Here is a 22,231-nt window from a genome sequence, read left to right on the forward strand (position 1 = left end):
CGGCGGCAGGCGACGAGGCGCGCTCGACCGGGCCTACTCGGCGTCAGACCCGCTGGTGCCGGCGTTCACGTCGAGCAGACGGTACTTCTCGGCGGCCTGCGCCGGAGCTGCGGCATCCACCTCTCCGCGCTTCGCGAGCAGCTGCAGCGTCCGCACCACGATCGACGGGCCGTCGATCTTGAAGAAGCGACGGGCGGCCGCGCGGGTGTCGGAGAAGCCGAAGCCGTCGGCCCCGAGCGTCGCCCAGTCGTTAGGCACGAACTGGCGCACCTGGTCGGGCAGGTCCTTGGCGTAGTCGCTGACTGCGACGACAGGCCCCTCGGAGCCCGCGAGCTGCGAGACCACGAACGGCGTCCGCGAGCCGCGCCCGAGGAACTCGTCCTCCTCCGCGGCGACGGCGTCACGGCGCAGCTCGGTCCACGAGGTCACGGACCACACGTCAGCCTGCACGCCCCAGTCATCACGCAGCAGCTGCTGCGCTTCGAGCGCCCACGTCACGCCGATACCCGACGCGAGAAGGTGCGTCTGCGGCGAATCGACGGCGGAGATGCGGTGGATGCCGCCGAGGATGCCGTCCACGTCGACGCCCTCCGGCTCCGCCGGCTGCACGATCGGCTCGTTGTAGACCATGAGGTTGTAGATGACGTTGCGGTCCTCAGACGAAGGACCGTACATGCGCTCGATGCCCGCGCGCATGATGTGGCCGATCTCGTACCCGAAGGCTGGGTCGTACGTGACCACGGCCGGGTTGGTCGCGGCGAGCAGCGGCGAGTGCCCGTCGGCGTGCTGCAGTCCCTCGCCGGTCAGCGTCGTGCGCCCTGCCGTCGCCGAGATCAGGAAGCCGCGCGTCATCTGGTCGGCGGCCGCCCACAGCGAATCGCCGGTGCGCTGGAACCCGAACATCGAATAGAAGACGTACACGGGCACGAGCGGCACGCCGTGCGTGGCGTACGACGTGCCGGCGGCGGTGAATGCGGCGATGGAGCCGGCCTCGTTGATGCCGACGTGCAGGATCTGCCCTGAGGTCGACTCCTTGTACGAGAGCACGATGTCGCGGTCGACGGCGAGGTAGTTCTGGCCGTTCGGGTTGTAGATCTTCGCGGTCGGGAAGAACGCGTCCATGCCGAACGTGCGCGCCTCGTCGGGGATGATCGGCACGATCCGCTTGCCGAACTCCGGGTCGCGCATGAGGTCCTTCAGCACGCGGACGAACGCCATGGTGGTCGCGGCCTGCTGCTTGCCGGAACCACGGGCCGCGACCTCGTACGCCTTGTTGTCGGGCAGCGCGATCTCACCGGAGGCGTTCGGACGCCGCTCGGGCAGGTACCCGCCGAGCGCGCGACGGCGCTCCTGCAGGTAGGCGATCTCCGGAGCATCCGTCCCCGGGTGGTAGTACGGCGGCTGGTACGGATCGGCCTCGAGCTGAGCATCCGTGATCGGCACCCGCAGGTGATCGCGGAAATCCTTGAGGTCCTGCAGCGTCAGCTTCTTCATCTGGTGCGTCGCGTTGCGCGCCTCGAAGCGCTGGCCTAGGCCATAGCCCTTCACGGTCTTCACCAGGATGACGGTCGGCTTGCCGTTGCGCTCGAGCGACTTCGCATACGCCGCGTACACCTTGCGGTAGTCGTGACCGCCGCGCTTGAGGCCCCAGATCTGGTCGTCGGTCAGGCCGTCCACCAGCGCCCGGGTGCGCGGGTCGCGGCCGAAGAAGTTCTCGCGGATGAACCCGCCGGACTCGGCCTTGTACGTCTGGTAGTCGCCGTCGAGGGTGGTGTTCATGATGTCGACGAGAGCCCCGTCGTCGTCGGCCGCCAGGAGCGAGTCCCACTCGCGGCCCCAGATGACCTTGATGACGTTCCAGCCGGCGCCGCGGAAGAAGCCCTCGAGCTCCTGGACGATCTTGCCGTTGCCGCGAACCGGCCCGTCGAGGCGCTGCAGGTTGCAGTTCACGACGAAGGTGAGGTTGTCGAGGCCGTCGTTGGCTGCGAGCTGCAGCAGCCCGCGCGACTCCGGCTCGTCCATCTCGCCGTCGCCGAGGAACGCCCAGACGTGCTGGTCGGACGTGTCCTTGAGCCCCCGCCCCTCGAGGTACCGGTTCGACTGCGCCTGATAGATCGCGTTCATCGGGCCGATGCCCATCGACACGGTGGGGAACTCCCAGAACTCCGGCATCAGGCGCGGATGCGGGTACGACGACAGCGCGTGCCCCTCGCGGGACTTCTCCTGCCGGAAGCCGTCGAGATCCTCCTCGCCCAGGCGACCCTCCATGAACGCACGGGCGTACATGCCGGGCGAGGCGTGGCCCTGGAAGTAGATCTGGTCGCCGCCGCCGGGGTGGTCCTTGCCGCGGAAGAAGTGGTTGAAGCCGACCTCGTACAGGGTCGCGGCGCCCGCGTAGGTGGAGATGTGACCGCCCACCCCGATACCGGGGCGCTGTGCGCGGTGCACCATGACGGCGGCGTTCCAGCGCATCCAGGCCCGGTAGCGGCGCTCGAGCTCCTCATCGCCCGGGTACTCCGGCTCGGCTGCCGCATCGATCGTGTTCACGTAGTCGGTCGTCGCGATCGGTTCGGAGCGGATGCCGGCGCGATCGACCAGCGTGCGCACGATGTGCTCGCCACGGTCGGCGCCGCGCTGGCTGATCAGCGCGTCGAGGGACTCGAGCCACTCCGCGGTCTCCTCGGGGTCGAGGTCGGCGGCGGCGGCGACAGCGCCTGTGGGGGCGCTGTGGGGGGTGGCGGGCTTGTCGATGGCGGAGACGCGAGTGTCGGTCACGGTTCGGCCTTTCTTGTTAGATGGAGGGGAGACTGCCGGTCAGGCAGCGGGTCGGAGAGCGGAGGTGTCGGCATGGACGGACGGATCGCCGTCGTGACGGGTGCAGGTTCGGGGATCGGTCGCGCGGTCACGCACGCGCTGCTCGGGGCCGGATTCCGGGTGGCCCTGGCCGGTCGCCGCGAGGATGCGCTGCGCGAGACCGCCGCCGAGCATCCGCACGCCCTGGTCGTCCCCACCGACGTGACCGTCGAGGAGCAGGTCGAGGCGCTGTTCGCCCGCGCGGTGACCGAATGGGGCCGAGTGGACGTACTGTTCAACAACGCGGGCGCGTTCGGCCCCGCCGCATCCGCCGCCGAGATCTCGTCGGCCGACTGGCGGCAGACCCTGGACGTGAACCTCACCGGGTCCCTGCTGTGCGCCGGCGCCGCGATGCGCACGATGATCGCGCAGCGGCCGCAGGGCGGCCGCATCATCAACAACGGCTCGATCTCGGCGCACGTGCCGCGGCCGCTGTCGGTGGCGTACACGGTCAGCAAGCACGCGATCACCGGGCTGACGAAGTCGATCGACCTCGACGGGCGTGCGCACGGCATCTCGGCCGGACAGATCGACATCGGCAACGCGCGGACGTCGATCATGACCGAGCTCGGCGTCGGCTCCGGTGCGCTGCAGCCGGACGGCTCCCGTCGCGTGGAGCCGACCTTCGATGTGGCGGATGCCGCGCGCGCGGTGCTGTTCATGGCGCAGCTGCCCGCGGACGCGAACATCTCGTCGCTGACGGTCGCGGCGGCCGGGATGCCGTTCGGCGGCCGGGGCTGAGCACAGGCTGTCGCCGCTCATCGCAGACCTCCTGGTCGGTCGCCCGTGGCACCGGGGTTTCGGGGATCGGGGTGAGCCCGGCGTCAATGAACGGACCCACCCCTGATGCGCCGGCAAGACGGCCGACGTACCTCTGACGGCGTCAGTGCCGTGAATTTCACATTGTGAAAGAAGTCTTTCATTATGTGTAACAAGTGTGCGTCGTGGAGGCCGGCTTTGTCAAGCGTCGGGGTCCGCGGATCCGTCCGGATCCACGGACCCCGTGCGCACCCCTCGTCAGTGCCCGGCCGCGGCCGGCTCGTCATCGACGACCCGGATCGGCGTGCCCTTCGCGTCGATGAGCGTTCCGTCGACGTACCGGTCCCCGTCGCGGAGCACCCGGATCACGTCGGTCTTCACGGCCCGCACCGGACTCGCGGCGAAGACCGAGGGGTTCTCAGGCGTGCCCTTCGAGAAGTGGTTGAACACCAGGTTCAGCAGGATCGCCATGATCGCGGCCGAGCTGATGCCGGAGCCGAAGATCACCTGGAACCACGTCGGGAAGTTCGAGTAGATGTCGTGGTTGACCTCCGGCAGTACGCCGAACGAGAGCGACGCCGCCACGATGATCAGGTTCATGTTGCCGTCGTAGCGGACCTTGGCGAGCGTGCGGATGCCGGAGGCGGTGACGGTGCCGAACAGCACCAGGCCGGCGCCGCCGAGCACTGCGGTGGGCACCGCCGCCACGATCCGGCCGAGGATCGGCGTGAGGCCCAGGATGATCAGGATGACACCGCCGGCGGCGACCGCGTAGCGGCTCTTGATCTTCGTGACGGCGACCAGGCCCACGTTCTGCGCGAAGGCGCTCTGCGTGAACGAGTTGAAGATCGGCGAGACGGCGCTGGACACCATGTCGGCCCTGAGCCCGGCGGCGATCCGCTTGCGGTCGACCTTGGAGCCCGTGATCTCGGCGACTGCGATGATGTCGGCGGTGGTCTCGGTGAGGATCACCAGCACCACGATGGTCATCGAGACGATCGCGGCGACGTCGAACGTCGGGACGCCGAACGCGAACGGCGTCGGGAAGGCGAAGACCGGTCCGTCGAGCACCTTCGAGAAGTCGGCGCGGCCGATCAGCGCCGCGAAGATCGTGCCGATCACCATGGCGATCAGGATCGACAGCCGCGAGATGGTCGAGTTGCCGAGCTTCGAGAGCAGCATGATGACCAGCAGGGTGAAGCCTGCGATGCCGACGAACACCGGGTCGGCGTAGGTGGGCGCCTCCGGGTTCGCGCCGGTGATCCAGCGCGCGGCGACCGGCACCAGCGAGAGCCCGATCATCGTGATCACGGTGCCCGTCACGACCGGCGGGAAGAACCGCACGATCTGGGCGAAGAACGGCGCGATCACGAGGCCGATCAGCGAGGCGACGATCACGGCGCCGAACACGGCGCCGAGGCCGCTGCCCTGATTGACGATCGCGAGCATCGTGGCGACGCCGGCGAACGAGACGCCCTGCACGAGCGGCAGCTGGGACCCGAAGAAGGGGATGCCGAGGGTCTGCAGGAGCGTCGCGAGCCCGCCCATGAAGAGGCAGGCGGCGACGAGCACGCCCACCTCGGCCGGCGTCAGGCCCGCGGCCGCGCCGATGATGAGCGGCGGGGCGATGATGCCGCCGTACATCGTCAGCACGTGCTGGAGCCCGAACGTGAAGGCGGTGCCGATGCCGAGGCGCTCGTCCTCCGGCCGGTTCGATTCGGTCTTGGTCTTGGCGCTGGTCTTGCCGGTACTGCGTACTGCGAACATCGATGGACCTCCTTGTCCGTGACCCGCTATTCGGGGTGGGCGTTTCGGTTGATGGGCATGACTGTTGATGGGCATGACTGTCGATGGGCATGGCGAAGCAGCCCCGTCCTGGGGCGGCCGCACGGAGGGTCGGGGGTGAGCCCGGTGCGTCGGGAACGGACTCACCCCGGTTGCGCCGGCGGGAATCCGCCGGCACATCTCAGGCGATCAGGCGATCGCGGTCAGGCTCGCGGTCGGACGCGAGCCCCCTCAGCAGAAGTTGGCGGCGCCGTTCCACGACCAGTGGTCGGTGTCGGCGCCGTCGCGCAGGAATGCCGCCTCGATGAGCCCGTAGGGGCGGTCGGCCGCGAAGAAGACCTCGTTGGGGTTCTCCAGGCCGAACGGCGACAGGTCGACGACGAAGTGGTGCTTGTTCGGCGTCGAGAAGCGGATCTCGTCGATCTCGGGGTGCGCCTCGAGCACGGCTTCCGCCATCTCCTTCAGCGTGTGCTGCAGCGCGTAGGAGTAGTTGCGCGAGAACCCGGCGAGGAGGAGCCGGCGGACGTCCGCGAAGACCTCGTTGAAATCGAGATCGTTGCGGTTGTAGCGCCACTTGGCCGTGACGGAGGTGGCGAGGATGCGGTCCTCGGTCTCCGGCAGTGTCGTGTACCTGTCCTTCGGATAGCCGACGAAGCCGCTCGCGGTGGACTTGAGGACCGTGAGGTCCTGGAGTCCGCCGATGACGACCGTGTCATCCCCGTCGATCTGCACGATCGCGGTGCGGGTCTCGGTGCCGGCGCGGACGAACGAGTGGTCGTGCTCGCCGTCGTCGCCCTCGATGCGGGCCCACGTGTACTGCTCGGCCGACCAGCGTCCGCCGGTCACCCAGTCGAACTCGCCGGTGAAGTGGCGACCGAGACGGAGGAGGAACTCTTCCGGGCTGCCGATGCCGTCCTTGGCGAAGGCGTAGACGGTGTTCTTCTGCGTGTCGGTCGCGACGACGTGCTCGTTGTTCCCGTCGAAGTGCGCGCTGGCGAAGTCGCCCCGCAGCTGCGAGGTGACGTTGAGGTCCTCGATCGCGTGACGGGCGGTGTCGCGGGTGATCCGCACGACGCGGTTCTCGGCCTTGCCGTACTGGTTCTTGCCCAGAATGATTTCAGTCATTGTCGTACTCAGCTTCCTCGGTAAGTGGAATAGGCGAACGGGCTGAGCAGCAGCGGCACGTGATAGTGCTCCTGCTCAGCGTCGACCGTGAAGGTCAGCACCACCTCCGGGAAGAAGGTGTCCGTGTCGATGCCGGCGAAGTAGGCCGCCGTGTCGAACCGGAGGCGGTATGCACCGCTGTCCAGCCGCTCGGGGCCCAGCTCTTTCACCCGCCCGTCAGCATCGGTGAGGCCCGTACCGATCCCGACCCATCCGTCGCCGACTCGGGCCTCGAGTTCGACGGCGACGCCGGGCGCAGGGCGCCCGATCGATGTGTCCAGGATGTGGGTGGTCACGTGAGAGACGCTCATGCGCGTGCTCCTTCGGTCTCGATGGCTCCGGCAAGGCGGAGCGCGGCGATCTCGCGCAGTTGCTGGTCGACGACCGCCAGCTCCTGCTCGGGCGTGTTGCCGAGGCGCTGCTGCAGCAGGGCGAGGATGTCGTCGGCCGATCGGCCGGCGGCGCGCACCAGGAAGACGCGGTCGAACCGCTCCTCGTAGGCGCGGTTGCCTGCCGCGAGGGCGTCGGCGGCTGCCGCATCGACGCCGGACTGCTCGCTGCGGGCGTGCGCGGCTTCGGCGCTGTCGCCCGTGGCGCGCTCGCCGATCCTCGGGTGGTGCGCGAGAGCCCCGTCGAGCTCCGCCTCGGAGAGCGGGGCTGCGGCCTCCATCGCGGCGGTCGCCAGCGCGTCGACCGATGCGTAGGGCCGGGCGTCGACGATGGCGTCGTACCAGCGGGGGATGTCCAGCGCAGGCTTGACGACGCCGACGGCGTCGTCTCGGGTGCTGGAGTTGAACTCCGTGAGCAACATCTTCGTACCTCAGCACATGCTGGCATCCGGGGCGTAGAACTATACGGAGCCTTCGAGAAGGCTAGCTTCCGTATCCCGGAACTGTTATTTCAACATGTGTAAGTAGTATGCGTCGATGCCGGAGCGGTGTCAACCCCTTTCAGACACCGAGTTCTTCACGGAGCCTAGCGACATGCCCGTTCGGGTCGACACCGTACTCCGCGCGCCGCACGATTCCGTCGCCGTCGAGCACGAACGTCGAGCGGATGACGCCCTCGAAGGTGCGCTCTCCCACGGTCTTCTCGCCCCACACGCCCCAGGCACGCGCGACGGCGGCGTCGGAGTCGGCGAGCAGCGGGAACGTCAGCCCCTCGGCATCCCTGAAGGCGCGGATCTCCTCGACCGTGTCGGGTGAGATCCCGATGACGGTGTAGCCGGCCGCGGCGAGCGACGAGAGGTTGTCACGGAAGTCGCACGCCTCGGTGGTGCACCCGGGGGTGGCGGCCTTCGGGTAGAAGTAGACGACGACGCTGCGGCCGCGGAGATCCGCGAGCGAGACGGTGCTGCCGTCCGCGTCGGCGAGGGTGAACTCGGGGGCGCTGTCGCCGGGGGTGAGCTTCTCGGTCATTTCTGTTCTCCTGTTCTGGCGGGCTGGGGTTCGTGAGCCGGGCGAAGGGTCACTGCAGGACGACGTGCACTTCGAACGCCTCGGCGAGCTGCATGATCTTGCGGGCGCGTCCGAGTCGCGGCAGGTCGCTGCCGTCGCGCACGATGCGACCGCGGGCGTCGAAGTCCTCGAGGAACGAGTACGCCCACTCGACGTCGGTGCGCGTCGGACTGATGACCTCGTTCACGACGGAGGTCTGGTCCGATGAGAGGCAGAGCTTCCCCGTCATGCCCATCGACACCGTGATCGCCGACTGCTCGCGCAGCAGCGGGTGGCTGGTGCCGACGGTCGGGCCGTCGATCGGACCGGGAAGGCCGGCGGCGCGGCTGGAGATGACCAGGCGGGCCCGCGGATAGGCCATCGCCTCGCGATCGGCCGACATGCCGGTGTCGCGGCGGAAGTCGCCGCTGCCGAAGGCCAGGCGGAACGCGCCCTTCGCGCGCGCGATCTCCGTCGCGTTCTCGATGCCGATCGCCGACTCCACGAGCGCCACCACCGGCACCCTGGCGCCGAGGCGGTTGAACGTGTCCATGACCTGCCCTCCGGCCTCGGTCTTGGCCAGCATCACGCCGCGAAGCCCTGGAGCCGCGCGCAGCGCCTCGATGTCGTCCGCCCAGTGCTCGCTGGTCGCGTCGTTGATGCGCACCCACGCGCTGCCACGGTGGGTGAGCCAGTCCACCACGTCGTGCCGCGCCTCGTCCTTGCGGCTGGCATCGACGGCATCCTCGACATCGAGCACCACGGCGTCGGCGTGCGAGGCGGCCGCGTCGTCGAAGGTGTCGGGCCGGGTCGCCGCGACCAGGAGCCAGGATCGGGCCAGTTCCGGCGCGATCTCGCGAGGCGACAGGGGCGGCAGCGGAGCGTTCATCAATCTTTCCATTCTGTGAAAGTAGACTTCTACAGTTCGAAAAGTGTAACGCGCTCGCTTCAGCCGCGCCAGCGAGAGCGAACCGCGTTCACGGCATTCCAGACGGCTCCGGCGACCTCGCGCTTCGACCCGGATGCCGAGCCCGCCTCCGCGCCGTCCTGACCGAGGATGTGCACGGCGTTGTCGGCCCGCTCGAAACCGCGTTCCCAGCCCACCTCGTTCACGACGAGGAGGTCGACCCCCTTGCGCTGCTGCTTGCGGCGAGCGCGGGCGAGCATCTCCTGCTCGTCCTCCGGGGTCTCCGCGGCGAAGCCGACGATGATCTGCCCCGGCCGCCTGGTGGAGACCAGCGCCGCCACGATGTCCTCGTTCTCCGCGAGCTCGATCGCCGGCACGCCGCCGCCCTCCTTGGTGAGCTTGCGGTCGGAGACCGTGACCGGGCGGTAGTCGGCGACGGCTGCGGCCATGATCACGACCGCGGCGTCCGCCGCGACCTCCTTCATCGTCGCGGACAGCTCGGCTGCGGAGCCCGCGTGCCGGATCAGGATCGACGGATGCTGCGCCTCGGCGAGCACGTCGGCGGAGATGTTGGCCGCGACCAGGACCACCTCGGCACCCCGCGCGGCGGCCTCGGCCGCGAGCGCCGTCCCTTGTCGTCCGCTGGAGCGGTTGCCGAGGAAGCGCACAGGGTCGATCGGCTCGCGCGTGCCTCCCGCGGAGATCGCGACCTTCAGGCCGTCGAGGTCGCGCGGGACCAGCAGCGCCAGCGCGGCGTCGAGGATCTCCTCCGGCTCCGACATCCGCCCAGGGCCGCTGTCGCCGCCGGCGAGCTCGCCGTCGGCCGGACCCACGATGCTCACTCCCCTGGTGCGCAGAGTCGCGATGTTCGCCTGCGTGGCCGGATGCCGCCACATCTCGGCATGCATCGCGGGGGCGATCAGCACCGGGGCCTCGGTGGCGAGCAGCGTCGTGCCGAACAGGTCGTCGGCGATCCCTGCCGTCATCTTGGCGATCGAGTTCGCGGTGGCGGGGGCGACGATCACGAGATCGGCGTTCTGGCCGAGCGCCACGTGGCGCACCCTCGCGACGTCGTCGTGCACGCTCGTGGTGACGGGGTTCCGGCTGATCGCCTCCCACGTCGGCGTGCCGACGAAGCGGAGGGCATCTTCGGTCGGCACCACGGTCACGTCGTGGCCGGCCTTGATGAGCAGGCGCACGAGGTGCACCGTCTTGTACGCGGCGATGCCGCCGGTGACTGAGACCACGATGTTCACGGTTCGATTCTGCCCCACTCCCCGCCGCCGCGGTGCGTGCGGCCGGAGCCGGGGCGCCGCCGCGCTTCTAGACTGGCCACGTGTGCACGGTCGTAATCGATGTGGCGGATGCCGGGGACGCGCGGCTGCTCGCTGTCCGCGATGAGGACCCCCTGCGGGAATGGGACGAGCTCGGGTCATGGTGGCCGGAGCGCCACCCTGGGGTGATCGGCATCCGCGATCGGCGTGCCGGCGGCGCGTGGATGGCCGTCAACGCGGCCGAACGCCGGCTGGCAGTGCTGCTGAATCGCGCCGACGTGCTGGACCTGGCGGATGATCAGGCGCTCTCCAGGGGGAGCCTCGCCCTCGAATCGGTCGAGGGGCGCTCTCCCGATGGCCGGCTGCCGATGCACGGCTTCAACCTGCTGGAGGTGCGGCCGGAAGGCGCCAGGGTGCTCAGCTGGGACGGACGGGATCTGCGCGAGACGCCGATCGCTCCGGGCACCCACATGATCGCCCACGACGACCTCGACGATCCGGGGACTCCTCGTATCGCGGCGTGGCTGCCGGAGTTCCGCGCGCTGGGCCGTGCCGCCGAGAGCGCCGACTGGCCCGGCGACTGGATCGCACTGCTCGCGGAGTCTGCCCGCCTCTCCCCCGAGGACGACCGCGCGATCATCCGCGACAACCGGCCGCACGGCTACCCGACCCAGTCGCTCCTGTACTGCACGGCATCCGTCACGGCGGACGGCGCTGAGGTGCTCGGGCACGCGCTGCCGAGCCCCGGGCACTGGTCGGACTGAGCGCAGCTCGCGCCGCGGATCTCGGCCGAGCCCTTGACCTCGACCGGATCTTCCGCATACCCTTTCCGTAGTACAGAACATTCATTCCGTATCTTGGAATCAACGGAATGATCGCACGAGGAGAGAGGTGACCATCATGCTGAATCGCATCGAGACGGCCAAGGCCCCTGCAGCGCACCGCCGGGCTCCGGAGCAGCCGATCGTCGACATCGATCCCGACTTCCACATCCCCGCCGGAGGCGAGCGCGGCAACAGCTACCTCCGCGCCATCCGCATCCTCTTCCCGAAGGCGTCCTGATCCCTGGCGCCGTCCTGGGCGCCTCCTTGACCCTTCCACGCAGGCGGCGTAGCCTGTCCGTACTTCAGAACATGAATTCCGGAATGTGGAATCTGAGGGTATCCCGTTCCGCGCCATCGTCCGCAGACGCCGTACCCCCACGCGGCCGGATCTGAGAGAATGCAGCATGACTGACATCGCCGTCACCATCAATGGAAAGCGCCGTCCGCTTGCCGGGACCGAGACCAACACGACGGCACTCGACTGGCTCCGCGCGAACGGCCTCTCCGGCAGCAAAGAGGGCTGCGCCGAGGGCGAATGCGGCGCCTGCGCGATGCTGCTCGCCACGCCCGCAGCCGACGGCGGCAGCACCTGGACGGCCGTGAACGCCTGCCTCGTGCCCGTGTACGCGCTGGACGGCCAGGAGGTCGTCACCGCCGAGGGTCTCGGCACCCCCGAGTCGATGCACCCGGTGCAGGAGAAGCTCGCCGGGGCGGGCGGCTCCCAGTGCGGCTACTGCACCCCCGGCTTCGCATGCAGCATGGCCGGGGAGTACTACCGGGCGGATCGAACAGCCCCCGAGCAGCCCGCCGAATGCGATGCCGAGCACGGCCCCAACGGATTCGACCTGCATGCGCTCAGCGGCAACCTGTGCCGCTGCACCGGCTACCGTCCGATCCGCGATGCCGCCTACACGCTCGGCTCGCCCGACGACGAAGACCCGCTGCGGCAGCGACTCGAGCAGCCGGCGCCCGCGGTCGTCGCGACCGACGTCGAGGCCGGCGGGTCACGCTTCGTCCGCCCCGCCTCCCTCGCCGAGGCACTGCGGCTGCTGCGCGACGAGCCGGATGCCCTGCTCGTCGCAGGCTCCACCGACTGGGGCGTCGAGGTCAACATCCGCGGCAGGAGGGCCCCGTTCGCCATCGCGATCGAGCAGCTCCCCGAGCTGCGCACCCTCAGCATCGACGACGACCGCATCGAGATCGGCGCGGCCCTCACGCTGTCCGAGATCGAGAAGCAGCTCGACGGCGCGGTGCCGCTGCTCGGCGAGCTGCTCCCGCAGTTCGCCTCCCGGCTGATCCGCAACCGGGCGACCATCGGCGGCAACCTGGGCACGGGCTCCCCCATCGGCGACACTCCTCCGGCGCTGCTCGCTCTCGGCGCCCGGCTCGTCCTCGTCTCGGCCGACGGTTCCGGCTCCGGCTCCGGAATCACCGAGCGCGAGGTCGAGCTGTCGGAGTACTTCACCGGCTACCGGCAGACCGTCCGCCGCCCCGGCGAGCTCATCCGCGCGGTCCGCATCCCCCTGCCGCTCGCGGGGCTCACCGCCTTCCACAAGATCGCCAAGCGCCGCTTCGACGACATCTCGAGCGTCGCCATCGCGTTCGCCCTCGACATCGAGGACGGCTTCGTCACCGCCGCCAGGATCGGTCTCGGCGGTGTCGCCGCGACACCGCTGCGGGCGTACGCCACCGAGGCGGCGCTGGTCGGCCGGCCGTGGGACCTCGACACCGTCCGCGAGGCGGCCGCGGTGCTGGGCTCCGAGGGGACGCCGATGTCTGATCATCGCGCGAGCTCCGAGTACCGCGCCCTCATGCTCGGCAACGCGCTGCGGAAGCTCCACAGCACGACGTCCGTCGAACCGAAGGAGGTGCCGGCATGAGTGCACTCGCCGATCGTCCGGAGGACCCCGTCGTGGGCACCCGCGCTCCCCACGAGAGCGCCGTGCTGCACGTCACCGGGGCCGCGATGTACACCGACGACATCGCCGCGCACACCCCGGGCACTCTCACCGCCTGGCCGGTGCAGTCCACGAACGCACACGCGAAGGTCAGGGTCGACGTCTCCGCCGCATACGAGGTGCCGGGCGTCGTGCGAGTGCTGACCGCCGAGGACGTCCCCGGGGTCAACGACGCCGGCATCAAGCACGACGAGCCGCTCTTCCCAGACGAGGCCAGGTACTACGGCCACGCGCTGGTCTGGGTGCTCGGCGAGACGCAGGAGGCTGCGCGCCTCGGCGCCGAGGCCGTGACGGTCGAGTACGAGCCCCTCCCCTCGCTGATCACTGTGCAGGACGCCATCGCAGCCGACTCGTATCAGGGCATCGCCCGCACGGTGAAGCGCGGCGACGCGGCATCCGCTCTGGCCTCCGCAGCCCGCGTCTTCGAGGGCGTCACCGAGTTCGGCGGGCAGGAGCACTTCTACCTCGAGACGCACGCCTCCTTCGCGGTCCGCGACTCCGAGGGCGGGTACTTCGTGCAGTGCTCGACGCAGCATCCGTCCGAGACGCAGGAGATCGTCGCGCACGTGCTCGGGATCACCTCCAGCGAGGTCACCGTGCAGTGCCTGCGGATGGGCGGCGGCTTCGGCGGCAAGGAGATGCAGCCGCACGGCCTCGCCGCGATCGCGGCCCTCGGCGCCAAGCTCACCGGCCGGCCGGTGCGGCTGCGCCTGAACCGCACCCAGGACATCACGATGACCGGCAAACGGCATCCGTTCCACATATCGTGGAAGGTCGGCTTCGACGCCGACGGGATGCTGCAGGGCCTGGATGCCGTGCTGACCTGCGACGGCGGCTGGAGCCTCGACCTGTCCGAGCCGGTGCTCGGGCGCGCGCTCTGCCACATCGACAACGCGTACTGGATCCCGAACGTGCACGCGCACGGCCGGATCGCGAAGACGAACAAGGCGTCGAACACCGCGTATCGCGGCTTCGGCGGACCGCAGGGCGTGTTCCTGATCGAGGACATCCTTGGTCGCGTGGCGCCCGCGCTCGGCATCGACCCGATCGAGCTGCGCCAGCGGAACTTCTATGCGCCGGGCCAGACCACGCCCTACGGCCAGCTCGTCAAGGATGCCGGCCGGATGGGCGCCATCTGGTCGGAGCTGCGCGAAGAGGCCGATGTCGACGCTCGCCGGGCAGAGGTCGCGGCGTTCAACGCGGAGAGCCCGCACGTGAAGCGCGCGATCGCGATGACGCCGATCAAGTTCGGCATCTCCTTCAACTTCGCGGCGTTCAACCAGGCCGGCGCCCTCGTGCACGTCTACAAGGACGGCTCGGTGCTGATCAACCACGGCGGCACCGAGATGGGCCAGGGCCTGCACACGAAGATGATGCAGGTCGCGGCCACCGCGCTCGGGCTGCACCTGCACCAGGTGCGACTCGCCCCGACCCGCACCGACAAGGTGCCGAACACGTCGGCGACGGCGGCATCCTCGGGCGCCGACCTCAACGGCGGCGCCGTGCGCAACGCCTGCGAGCAGATCAGGGACCGGATGGCGACGGTCGCCGCGCGTCTGCTCGGCGTCGACGAGCGCGACGTGCGCTTCTCGGGCGGCACGGTCACCGGCCTCGGCAACCGCGACAAGGAGCTCACCTTCGCGGAGGTCGCGAACGCGGCCTACCTGCAGCGCGTGCAGCTCTTCGCGGCCGGCTACTACCGCACCGAAGGTCTGCACTGGAACCCGGACATCATGCAGGGCTCGCCGTTCAAGTACTTCTCGTACGGGTGCGCCGCGACAGAGGTCGAGGTCGACGGGTTCACCGGCGCCTACCGCGTGCGCCGCGTCGACATCATCCACGACGTCGGCGACTCGCTCTCCCCGATGATCGACATCGGCCAGATCGAGGGCGCGTACGTGCAGGGCATCGGCTGGCTGACGCTCGAGGAGCTGCGCTGGGACGCCACGGACGGCCCGAACCGCGGCCGGCTGCAGACCCAGTCGGCGTCGACCTACAAGCTGCCGAGCTTCTCGGAGATGCCGGAGGTCTTCAACGTGCGGCTGTTCACGAACGCGCGTGAGGACGGCGCGGTCTACGGCTCCAAGGCCGTCGGCGAGCCGCCGTTCATGCTCGCGTTCAGCGCCCGCGAGGCGATCCGCGAGGCCGTGGCTGCATTCGGCCCTGACGGGCACTCGGTCGAGCTGGCCTCGCCGGCGACGCCGGAGGCCGTGTTCTGGTCGGTGCAGGCCGCGCAGCAGGCGGCGAAGGCATCCGAGCCCGAACTCGCCGTCGCGCTCTGATCGGCCGCTCATGGACTGGCTCGACGCACTGCAGGCGCTGCGCGCCGCGCGCACGCCGGCCGTCGTCGTGACGCTCGCCGTGGTACGGGGGCATGCACCGCGCAACGGCGGGGCGAAGATGGTCGTCGCGCCGTCTTCGGTGTTCGGCACCGTCGGCGGCGGCAATCTCGAGGAGACCGCGATCGAACGCGCCCGGGAGATGCTCACGGCCGGCGCCGCGGAGCCCGAGCTGCTGACGCTCACCCTGAGCGACAAGGTGACGACCGAGTACGGCGTGCAGTGCTGCGGAGGAGAGGTCACCATGATGCTCGAGCCGATGCGGGTCGTCCCGGTCGTCGCGATCTTCGGCGTCGGTCACGTGGGCCTGGAGCTCGCGCGGATCCTGTCGCGCCACGAGATGGAGCTGCACCTGATCGACTCGCGGCCGGCGATGCTGTCCGGCGAGCGGATCGGCGAGCCGGGTCGCAGCGGCGTCCTCTCCGACGCCGTCGCCCGGGTGCACGTGACGCACACGCCGGTGCCCGAGTCGGCGCTGGCCGCGCTGCCGAGCGGCGCGCACGTCCTGGTGATGACGCACGATCACGTCGAGGACCTCGCGGTCGTCGACATGGCCCTGCGGACTCCTGGTCTCGGCTCGATCGGCCTGATCGGCTCCGCCTCGAAGTGGGCGCGGTTCCGGAAGAAGCTCGGCGAGCTCGGGCAGAAGGATGCCGACCTCGCCAGGGTCACCACGCCCATCGGCATCCCCGAGGTCGCCGGCAAGCAGCCGGCCGCGATCGCGGTGAGCGTGGCTGCGCGGATGCTGCAGCTGATCGACGAGGCCGCGGCGGACTGATTCCGACATCCCCGCTCTCGCAGTTCCGCAAAATGGAACTTGATATCCAGGATACGGACGTCTAGAATGCTGTGCAGGCCTAGGCGGGTTTCCACAACCATCTACCGGGCATCCCCGCGGCGAAGTCGCCGCGGATTGTGATCCCGGAGGTGTGCCATGCTCGACCGTTCCCCAGAGTACGCGGAATGCTTCGCCGAACCGCAGCGCTGGGCCATCGCGACCATCGTCGAGGTGTCCGGCTCCGTCCCGCGCCCGGCCGGCACGTCAATGGCCGTGCGCGACGACGGTCGCACGATCGGCTCGGTCTCGGGCGGCTGCGTCGAGGGCGCGGTGGTGGATGCGGCACTCGGGAGCCTGGAGACCGGCGCTGTCGAGCTGCACTCCTTCGGCTACGCCGACGACGACGGCATCTCGATCGGGCTGATGTGCGGCGGCGACGTGCGCGTGCTGGTGCAGCCGGTGCGGACGATGCCCGCAGCCGCGCGCGGGGTCGAAAAGGCACCCTCGGCGACGATCTCCGATGCACATATGACCCCGCACCCGAGCTCCGATGCGTATTCGACCTCGCACGGGCACGGCGAGCACGCGGCCGCCCCCGCGACCCGGCACCTCGTGCGCGACCTCCCTCTGTCCGACGCATCCGCCGGGTCGGTCTTCGCCGCCTCCCCCGCCCCGCTCCGCTCCGACGCGCTGTGCGCCGCGTTCGACGACGCCGAGCCGCCCGCCGAGGTCGTGCTCGCGGCCGGCCACGCCGCCGATCGGGTGCGCGCCGCCCTCGCCGCCGGCGGCACCCACGTCTTCGACATCACCGACCGCTCGCTGCCGGAGTGCCCGGTCGTGCGGCGCCTGCTGGTCGAGTCGACCGCAGAGCCGGCACGGCTGGTGATCTACGGCGCGAACGACTTCTCCGCCGCGCTGGCGCAGGCCGCGGCCGCGCTCGGACGGCACGTCACGGTCTGCGACGCCCGCCCGGTGTTCGCCACGCGCTCTCGCCATCCCGGCGCGCACGAGGTCGTGCTCGCGCACCCGGCGAAGCACTTCGCGCAGGAGCTCGACGCCGGCCGGATCGACGCGCGCACCGCGGTCGTGGTGCTCACCCACGACCCCCGGTTCGACCTTCCGGTGCTCGACCGCGCGCTGCGGGCCGGTCTCGCCTACGTGGGAGCGATGGGCTCGCGCGTCACCCACGAGAAGCGGATGCAGGAGCTGCGTGCGGGCGGACTGAGCGAGGGCCACCTCACCCGCCTGCACTCGCCTATCGGCCTGGACCTCGGCGCGCGCACCCCCGCCGAGGTCGCGGTGTCGATCCTCGCCGAGCTGATCCTGGTCGAGAGCACGGCCCGCGCGAGTGCCGGACGCACGCGGCAACCGCATCGGATGCTGCGCGACACCGCGGGCGACGTGCACGACGCCCGCCGCGTGTGCGCGCCCGAACCCGCGGCCGTCCCTGCATCCGCATCCGTCCGTGCATCGGCACCCGCACCAGTGAAGGAGGCCGTCGCATGGATGTGACGAGCGTCGACGAGGTGCTGATGTGCGCCGACCCCGGCGAGTGGCGTCCGGGTGACTCCTGGCTGGCCGGCGGCACCGTGATCTTCTCCTACGGCACCGACATCACCCGCGGCGCCCCGTCGCGCCTGCTCGACATCACCGGCGCCGGGTGGGAGCACATTCGCTGGGTCCCTGAGCCCGTCGAAGGGTCCGACGGCAGGATGACGCTCGAGATCGCGGCCACCTGCCGGATCGCCGACCTGCGTGCCCTCGCCGACGAGGATGCTCCCGGCGGCATCCCGCGCGCCGAGCTGCCCGGCCTCGACCTGATCCCGCCGGCCTGCGACTCGTTCGTCGCCTCGTGGAAGATCTGGCACATGTCGACGGTGGGCGGCAACGTGGCGACGGCGCTCCCCGCAGGTCCGATGATCTCGCTGCTCACGGCGTGGGATGCGACGGCGCTGATCCTCCGACCGGACGGGACGAGCAGGCGGATGCGGGTGGCCGATCTGATCGCCGGCCCGACGCGCGCCAGGCTCGGCGACGGCGAGCTGATCCGCAGCTTCCGCGTTCCCGTGCGCTCGCTGCGCGACCGGCCCGCGTTCCGGCGGATCTCGCTCACCGAGCGCGGCCGCTCGGCCGCGCTCGTGATCGGCCGGCGCACCTCGGAGCGGAGCGCACGGCTGACGGTGACGGCATCCACGTTCCGGCCGGTCGTGCTCGACTTCAGTGCGGATGCCGGCACGGACACTGGTGTCGGCGCTGGTGTCGGCGCCGGCAGCGCCGTGCGTGCGGATGCCGGCGCCTGGCGCACCGCGATCGATGCGGCCTCGGGCCGCTGGTACGACGACATCCACGGCGACCCTGCCTGGCGACGACGGATGACGCACCGGCTCGGCGACGAGATCCTCGCCGAGCTCCTGCCGGGCATCGCCACCGGCGTCGACGACGCGATCGGCAGGATCACCGGCGATCTGCGGATCGAGAGGAGCGCATCATGACCACCGAGCATCCCGAGACCACCGAGCACCCCGAGACCACCGGGCATCCCGAGACCACCGCGCATCCCCGGGCCGCCGAGCACGCCTGCGCACGCGCCGGCGGGCCGACCGCGACCCTCGACGGGCGCACCGTCGCCCTCTCCCCCGAGCCGGGGCAGTGCCTGCGCACCTGGCTCCGCGACCAGGGCTCGCACGGCGTGAAGAAGGGCTGCGACGGAGGCGACTGCGGCGCATGCACCGTGATCGTCGACGGCGAGGCCGTGCACAGCTGCGTGTATCCCGCGCACCGCGCCTCCGGTCGCGAGATCGTCACGGTGCAGGGACTCGGCACTCCCGAGCATCCGCATCCCGTGCAGGAGCAGTTCCGCCGGGCAGCCGGGTTCCAGTGCGGGTTCTGCACCGCGGGCATGGTCTGCACCGTGGCCTCGATGCCGGAGGGCGCGGAGCAGGACCTCGGGCGCACCCTCAAGGGGAACATCTGCCGGTGCACGGGCTACCGGAGCATCGAGGACGCAGTCCACGGGCGCGTGAACATCGACGACCGTGCCGGCGGCGTCGGCCACGCGACCGGCACCCCGGCGGCGATCGGCGTGGTCACCGGCACCGTCGAGTACACCATGGACGTCGACCCCGCCGAGCTGCCGGCGCCGCTGCTGTTCGCGACCGTGGTGCGCAGCCCGCACGCGCACGCCCGCGTCGTGCGGATCGACGCCTCCCGCGCCCTCGCCGCGCCGGGCGTCGTGCGGGTGCTGACCCGCGAGGACTCCCCCGCGACCCTCTTCTCCACCGCCCAGCACGAGCTCGCCGCCGACGATCCCGACGACACTCAGGTGTTCGACGAGCGCGTCCGCTTCGTCGGGCAGCGCGTCGCCCTGGTCGTCGCCGAGTCGCAGCGCGCCGCCGACCGTGCCGCGCGCCTGGTCGAGGTCGAGTACGAGATCCTGGCGGCGAACACCGACCCGGAGATCGCCGACCACCCTGGCACTCCGGTGCTGCACGGCGACAGCAACGTCGTGATGGAACTGCACTCCGAGGTCGGCGATCTCGCGGCGGCGCTGGCCGACTCGGACATGGTCGAGGAGCGGACCTTCCACACCCATCGCGTGTCCCACACGGCGCTGGAGACGCACGGCTCGATCGCCTGGCAGGACGCCGACGGCCGGTACGTCGTGCGCAGCAGCACGCAGGTCCCGTTCCTGGTGCGGCGCACGCTGGCGCGCGTCTTCGGCATCCCGAAGGACGACATCCGGGTGTACGCCGCCCGGGTCGGCGGCGGCTTCGGCGGCAAGCAGGAGATGCTCACGGAAGACCTCGCGCTGCTCGCGACGATGGCCACGGGGCGCCCGGTGCGCCTGGAATTCTCCCGCAAGGAGGTGCTGACGGCCACGACCGTGCGGCACCCGTTCCGGATGCGCGTACGCATGGGCGCCACCGCAGACGGCACGATCACCGGCATCGGCGTCGACGTGCGCTCGAACACCGGCGCCTACGGCAACCACGGCCCCGGCGTCATGTTCCACGGGGTGGGCGAGTCGATCGCCGTGTACCGGGCGGCGGCGAAGAAGATCGACGCCGACGTCGTGTACACGAACACGATCCCGTCCGGCGCGTTCCGCGGCTACGGCCTCAGCCAGATGATCTTCGCGATCGAGTCGACGGTCGACGAGCTGGCACGACGCCTCGGCTTCGACCCTCTCGACTTCCGCCGGAAGAACCTGATCGGCCCCGACGACGCGATGATCGCGGCGCGCGAGGAGCCCGACCTGATCATCGGCAGTTACGGGCTCGACGAGTGCGTCACGATCGTGAAGGACGCGCTGGCCAGGGACAGGGATGCCGACGCGCTCGCGCTCGGACCCGGATGGCGGGTCGGCGAGGGATCCGCCGTCGCCATGATCGCGACCGTGCCGCCGCGCGGCCACCACGCGCACGCGGCGATCCGGCTGGATGCCGACGGCGCGTTCACCCTCGACGTCGGCACAGCCGAGTTCGGCAACGGCACCTCCACGGTGCACCAGCAGATCGCCGCCACCGTGCTGCAGACGCGCACCCGCCGCATCCGGCTGCGCCAGGCCGACTCCGACCTCGTGCCGCACGACACCGGGGCCTTCGGGTCCACCGGCACTGTCGTGGCCGGCCGTGCGACACATGCCGCGGCCACCGCGCTCGCCGAGCTCCTGCGCACCCGCGCCGCCGTACTGCTCGAGGCCCCGATCGAGGAGTGCCTGCTGATCGGCGAACGAGTCGTGCGCGGCGGGCAGTCGGTGTCGCTGCGCGAACTCGCCGCGGATGCCGCGCGCGCCGGTGAGCCGCTCGAGGCGACCGGATACTGGGGCGGCACCCCGCGATCGGTGGCGTTCAACGTGCAGGGCTTCCGCGTGGCGATCGACGAGGGCACGGGCGAGCTGCGCATCCTCCGCTCGATCCACGCCGCGGACGCCGGGGTCGTCGTGAATCCGGAGCAGTGCCGCGGGCAGGTCGAGGGCGGCATCGCCCAGGCGCTCGGCGCCGCACTGCACGAGGAGGTCCGCGTGGACGAGAGGGGCGTCGTGACCTCCGACATCCTGCGGCAGTACCACGTGCCGACGTTCGCCGACATCCCGCGCTCCGAGGTGCGGTTCGCGCAGACCTCCGACGTGCTCGGCCCGCTCGGGGCGAAGTCGATGAGCGAGTCGCCGTTCAACCCGGTGGCGCCCGCGCTGGCGTCGGCGATCCGGGATGCGACCGGCATCCGGATGACCGTCACGCCGTTCACCCGCGACCGCATCCACGCCGCCATCCTGGAGCGGGATGGAGCTGCGGATGCGGATGCTGTCGCCGGACCGGGAGGCGCCGGCGATCGGGATGCCACGGGCGATCCGCATGCCGCAGGCGGATCGGGAGCCGTGGATCGACCGGGCGCCGCCCGGCGCACCCCCGCCCTGGCTCCCCGATGAGCACCGCGCACGCGATCGTGCTCGCCGCGGGCAGCGGCACCCGGCTCGGACGCGGCCCGAAGGCCCTGCTGCCGTGGGGCGATGAAGTGCTGGTGACGAGGGCTGCCCGGGCGGCAGCCCTCGCGGGATGCACCGTCACTGTCGCCGTCGGGCCGCGGGCGGGTGAGATCCGGCGGTGGCTCGAGATCGAATGCCCGTCGGTGGTCGACGTGCACGACGCACACCTGGGGATGTCGGCATCCCTGCGCGCCGCGGTGCGGACGATTCGCGGAGCCGGTGACGATCCGCGGACTTCTCCGGCCGATCCCTCCGAGATCCGTCATCGCCTCCGCGATCCGTCGCCGCCGGCCGCGCCATCCTCCCCGCCGCACTCGGTGATCGTGCTGCTCGTGGATCAGCCCGGCGTCGACGAGCATGTGATCCGCCGCCTCCTGGATGCCCGCGCCCCCGGCCGGGTCGCACGCGCGGCGTGGAACGGCGTGCCCGGGAACCCGGTCGTGTTCGGCATCCGCGATCTGCTCTCCGCTGCCGCACTCGCCGAAGGGGATGCCGGCGCACGCGCCTGGATCTCCCGGCATCCGCACCTCGTCGACGACGTCGAATGCGGCGATCTCGGCAGCGGCGCCGACATCGACGAGCCCGCCGACCTGCGCGCCTGGCCGCAGTGCGCCTCACGCCGGCCCGCCTGACCGATCTCCCGGCGGCCCGGGAAGCGGCAACGGGCCC

General features: G+C 70.6%; 18 protein-coding genes. 10 read left to right on the forward strand and 8 right to left on the reverse strand.

From position 1 onward, the window contains the following. Nucleotides 1–33: 33 nt before the first annotated feature. Complete coding sequence (gene aceE, locus IPV10_RS14905; RefSeq protein WP_207485177.1) at nt 34–2,751, reverse strand: pyruvate dehydrogenase (acetyl-transferring), homodimeric type; 2,718 nt, start codon at nt 2,749–2,751, stop codon at nt 34–36. A gap of 96 nt (nt 2,752–2,847) precedes the next feature. Between aceE and IPV10_RS14910 the strand changes: the two genes are divergently transcribed. Next, nucleotides 2,848–3,594 (forward strand): SDR family oxidoreductase, encoded by a 747-nt coding sequence (locus IPV10_RS14910; RefSeq protein WP_207485129.1) that lies wholly within the window; start codon nt 2,848–2,850, stop codon nt 3,592–3,594. Between the two features lie 276 nt (nt 3,595–3,870). Here IPV10_RS14910 and IPV10_RS14915 read toward each other — a convergent pair whose 3' ends face one another. The 7 genes from IPV10_RS14915 to coaBC form a co-directional block, all read right to left on the reverse strand. Continuing rightward, the gene (locus IPV10_RS14915) at nt 3,871–5,379 is read right to left on the reverse strand and encodes a nucleobase:cation symporter-2 family protein (protein WP_207485131.1); all 1,509 of its coding nucleotides are present in this window, start codon (nt 5,377–5,379) and stop codon (nt 3,871–3,873) included. A gap of 249 nt (nt 5,380–5,628) precedes the next feature. Next, nucleotides 5,629–6,522 carry a factor-independent urate hydroxylase gene (gene pucL, locus IPV10_RS14920; protein ID WP_207485133.1) on the reverse strand — a complete coding sequence of 298 codons (894 nt, stop codon included), beginning with the start codon at nt 6,520–6,522 and terminating at the stop codon, nt 5,629–5,631. Between the two features lie 8 nt (nt 6,523–6,530). Continuing rightward, nucleotides 6,531–6,872, reverse strand: a complete 342-nt coding sequence (gene uraH, locus IPV10_RS14925) for a hydroxyisourate hydrolase (protein WP_207485135.1) — start codon at nt 6,870–6,872, stop codon at nt 6,531–6,533. Next, nucleotides 6,869–7,372, reverse strand: a complete 504-nt coding sequence (gene uraD, locus IPV10_RS14930) for a 2-oxo-4-hydroxy-4-carboxy-5-ureidoimidazoline decarboxylase (protein WP_207485137.1) — start codon at nt 7,370–7,372, stop codon at nt 6,869–6,871. Before uraD ends, uraH begins: the two co-directional genes overlap by 4 nt. 139 nt (nt 7,373–7,511) lie before the next feature. Continuing rightward, entirely contained in the window at nt 7,512–7,979 is a 468-nt protein-coding gene (bcp, locus tag IPV10_RS14935) for a thioredoxin-dependent thiol peroxidase (protein WP_207485139.1), read from the reverse strand. A gap of 49 nt (nt 7,980–8,028) precedes the next feature. After that, entirely contained in the window at nt 8,029–8,886 is an 858-nt protein-coding gene (locus IPV10_RS14940) for a CoA ester lyase (protein WP_207485141.1), read from the reverse strand. Between the two features lie 59 nt (nt 8,887–8,945). Next, on the reverse strand, nt 8,946–10,160 hold the full coding sequence (coaBC, locus tag IPV10_RS14945) for a bifunctional phosphopantothenoylcysteine decarboxylase/phosphopantothenate--cysteine ligase CoaBC (protein ID WP_207485143.1): 1,215 nt from the start codon (nt 10,158–10,160) through the stop codon (nt 8,946–8,948). Between the two features lie 80 nt (nt 10,161–10,240). On the opposite strand from coaBC, the gene IPV10_RS14950 reads away from it, so the two are divergent. The 9 genes from IPV10_RS14950 (at nt 10,241) to IPV10_RS14990 (ending at nt 22,194) form a co-directional block, all read left to right on the forward strand. Then, nucleotides 10,241–10,942: an NRDE family protein gene (locus IPV10_RS14950; protein ID WP_207485145.1), complete on the forward strand. Its 702-nt coding sequence runs from the start codon at nt 10,241–10,243 to the stop codon at nt 10,940–10,942. A 127-nt stretch (nt 10,943–11,069) separates the two neighbouring features. Beyond that, entirely contained in the window at nt 11,070–11,240 is a 171-nt protein-coding gene (locus IPV10_RS14955; RefSeq protein ID WP_207485147.1) for a hypothetical protein, read from the forward strand. A gap of 166 nt (nt 11,241–11,406) precedes the next feature. After that, nucleotides 11,407–12,882: a xanthine dehydrogenase small subunit gene (locus IPV10_RS14960; protein WP_207485149.1), complete on the forward strand. Its 1,476-nt coding sequence runs from the start codon at nt 11,407–11,409 to the stop codon at nt 12,880–12,882. Beyond that, nucleotides 12,879–15,242 (forward strand): xanthine dehydrogenase molybdopterin binding subunit, encoded by a 2,364-nt coding sequence (xdhB, locus tag IPV10_RS14965; RefSeq protein ID WP_207485151.1) that lies wholly within the window; start codon nt 12,879–12,881, stop codon nt 15,240–15,242. The genes IPV10_RS14960 and xdhB overlap by 4 nt, the downstream gene beginning before the upstream one ends. Nucleotides 15,243–15,252: 10 nt before the next feature. After that, nucleotides 15,253–16,077, forward strand: coding sequence for a xanthine dehydrogenase accessory protein XdhC (xdhC, locus tag IPV10_RS14970; RefSeq protein ID WP_207485153.1), 825 nt, complete (start codon nt 15,253–15,255; stop codon nt 16,075–16,077). 156 nt (nt 16,078–16,233) lie between these two features. After that, nucleotides 16,234–17,589, forward strand: coding sequence for an XdhC family protein (locus IPV10_RS14975; RefSeq protein WP_207485155.1), 1,356 nt, complete (start codon nt 16,234–16,236; stop codon nt 17,587–17,589). Beyond that, nucleotides 17,580–18,569 (forward strand): FAD binding domain-containing protein, encoded by a 990-nt coding sequence (locus IPV10_RS14980; RefSeq protein ID WP_207485157.1) that lies wholly within the window; start codon nt 17,580–17,582, stop codon nt 18,567–18,569. Before IPV10_RS14975 ends, IPV10_RS14980 begins: the two co-directional genes overlap by 10 nt. Further along, entirely contained in the window at nt 18,566–21,505 is a 2,940-nt protein-coding gene (locus IPV10_RS14985) for a molybdopterin-dependent oxidoreductase (RefSeq protein ID WP_207485159.1), read from the forward strand. The genes IPV10_RS14980 and IPV10_RS14985 overlap by 4 nt, the downstream gene beginning before the upstream one ends. After that, nucleotides 21,502–22,194 carry an NTP transferase domain-containing protein gene (locus IPV10_RS14990; protein ID WP_207485161.1) on the forward strand — a complete coding sequence of 231 codons (693 nt, stop codon included), beginning with the start codon at nt 21,502–21,504 and terminating at the stop codon, nt 22,192–22,194. Before IPV10_RS14985 ends, IPV10_RS14990 begins: the two co-directional genes overlap by 4 nt. Nucleotides 22,195–22,231 lie beyond the last annotated feature (37 nt).

The sequence above is a fragment of the Microbacterium sp. SD291 genome (genome assembly GCF_017355365.1).
GTDB lineage: Bacteria > Actinomycetota > Actinomycetes > Actinomycetales > Microbacteriaceae > Microbacterium.

Coding starts and splice junctions, on each gene's coding strand:
- xdhB (WP_207485151.1), top strand. CDS start 12,879: ATGAGTGCACTCGCCGATCGTCCGGAGGACCCCGTCGTGGGCACCCGC.
- IPV10_RS14985 (WP_207485159.1), top strand. CDS start 18,566: ATGACCACCGAGCATCCCGAGACCACCGAGCACCCCGAGACCACCGGG.
- IPV10_RS14915 (WP_207485131.1), bottom strand. CDS start 5,379: ATGTTCGCAGTACGCAGTACCGGCAAGACCAGCGCCAAGACCAAGACC.
- IPV10_RS14975 (WP_207485155.1), top strand. CDS start 16,234: ATGCTCGACCGTTCCCCAGAGTACGCGGAATGCTTCGCCGAACCGCAG.
- xdhC (WP_207485153.1), top strand. CDS start 15,253: ATGGACTGGCTCGACGCACTGCAGGCGCTGCGCGCCGCGCGCACGCCG.
- IPV10_RS14960 (WP_207485149.1), top strand. CDS start 11,407: ATGACTGACATCGCCGTCACCATCAATGGAAAGCGCCGTCCGCTTGCC.
- uraD (WP_207485137.1), bottom strand. CDS start 7,372: ATGTTGCTCACGGAGTTCAACTCCAGCACCCGAGACGACGCCGTCGGC.
- IPV10_RS14990 (WP_207485161.1), top strand. CDS start 21,502: ATGAGCACCGCGCACGCGATCGTGCTCGCCGCGGGCAGCGGCACCCGG.
- IPV10_RS14940 (WP_207485141.1), bottom strand. CDS start 8,886: ATGAACGCTCCGCTGCCGCCCCTGTCGCCTCGCGAGATCGCGCCGGAA.
- bcp (WP_207485139.1), bottom strand. CDS start 7,979: ATGACCGAGAAGCTCACCCCCGGCGACAGCGCCCCCGAGTTCACCCTC.
- IPV10_RS14910 (WP_207485129.1), top strand. CDS start 2,848: ATGGACGGACGGATCGCCGTCGTGACGGGTGCAGGTTCGGGGATCGGT.
- pucL (WP_207485133.1), bottom strand. CDS start 6,522: ATGACTGAAATCATTCTGGGCAAGAACCAGTACGGCAAGGCCGAGAAC.
- IPV10_RS14980 (WP_207485157.1), top strand. CDS start 17,580: ATGGATGTGACGAGCGTCGACGAGGTGCTGATGTGCGCCGACCCCGGC.
- uraH (WP_207485135.1), bottom strand. CDS start 6,872: ATGAGCGTCTCTCACGTGACCACCCACATCCTGGACACATCGATCGGG.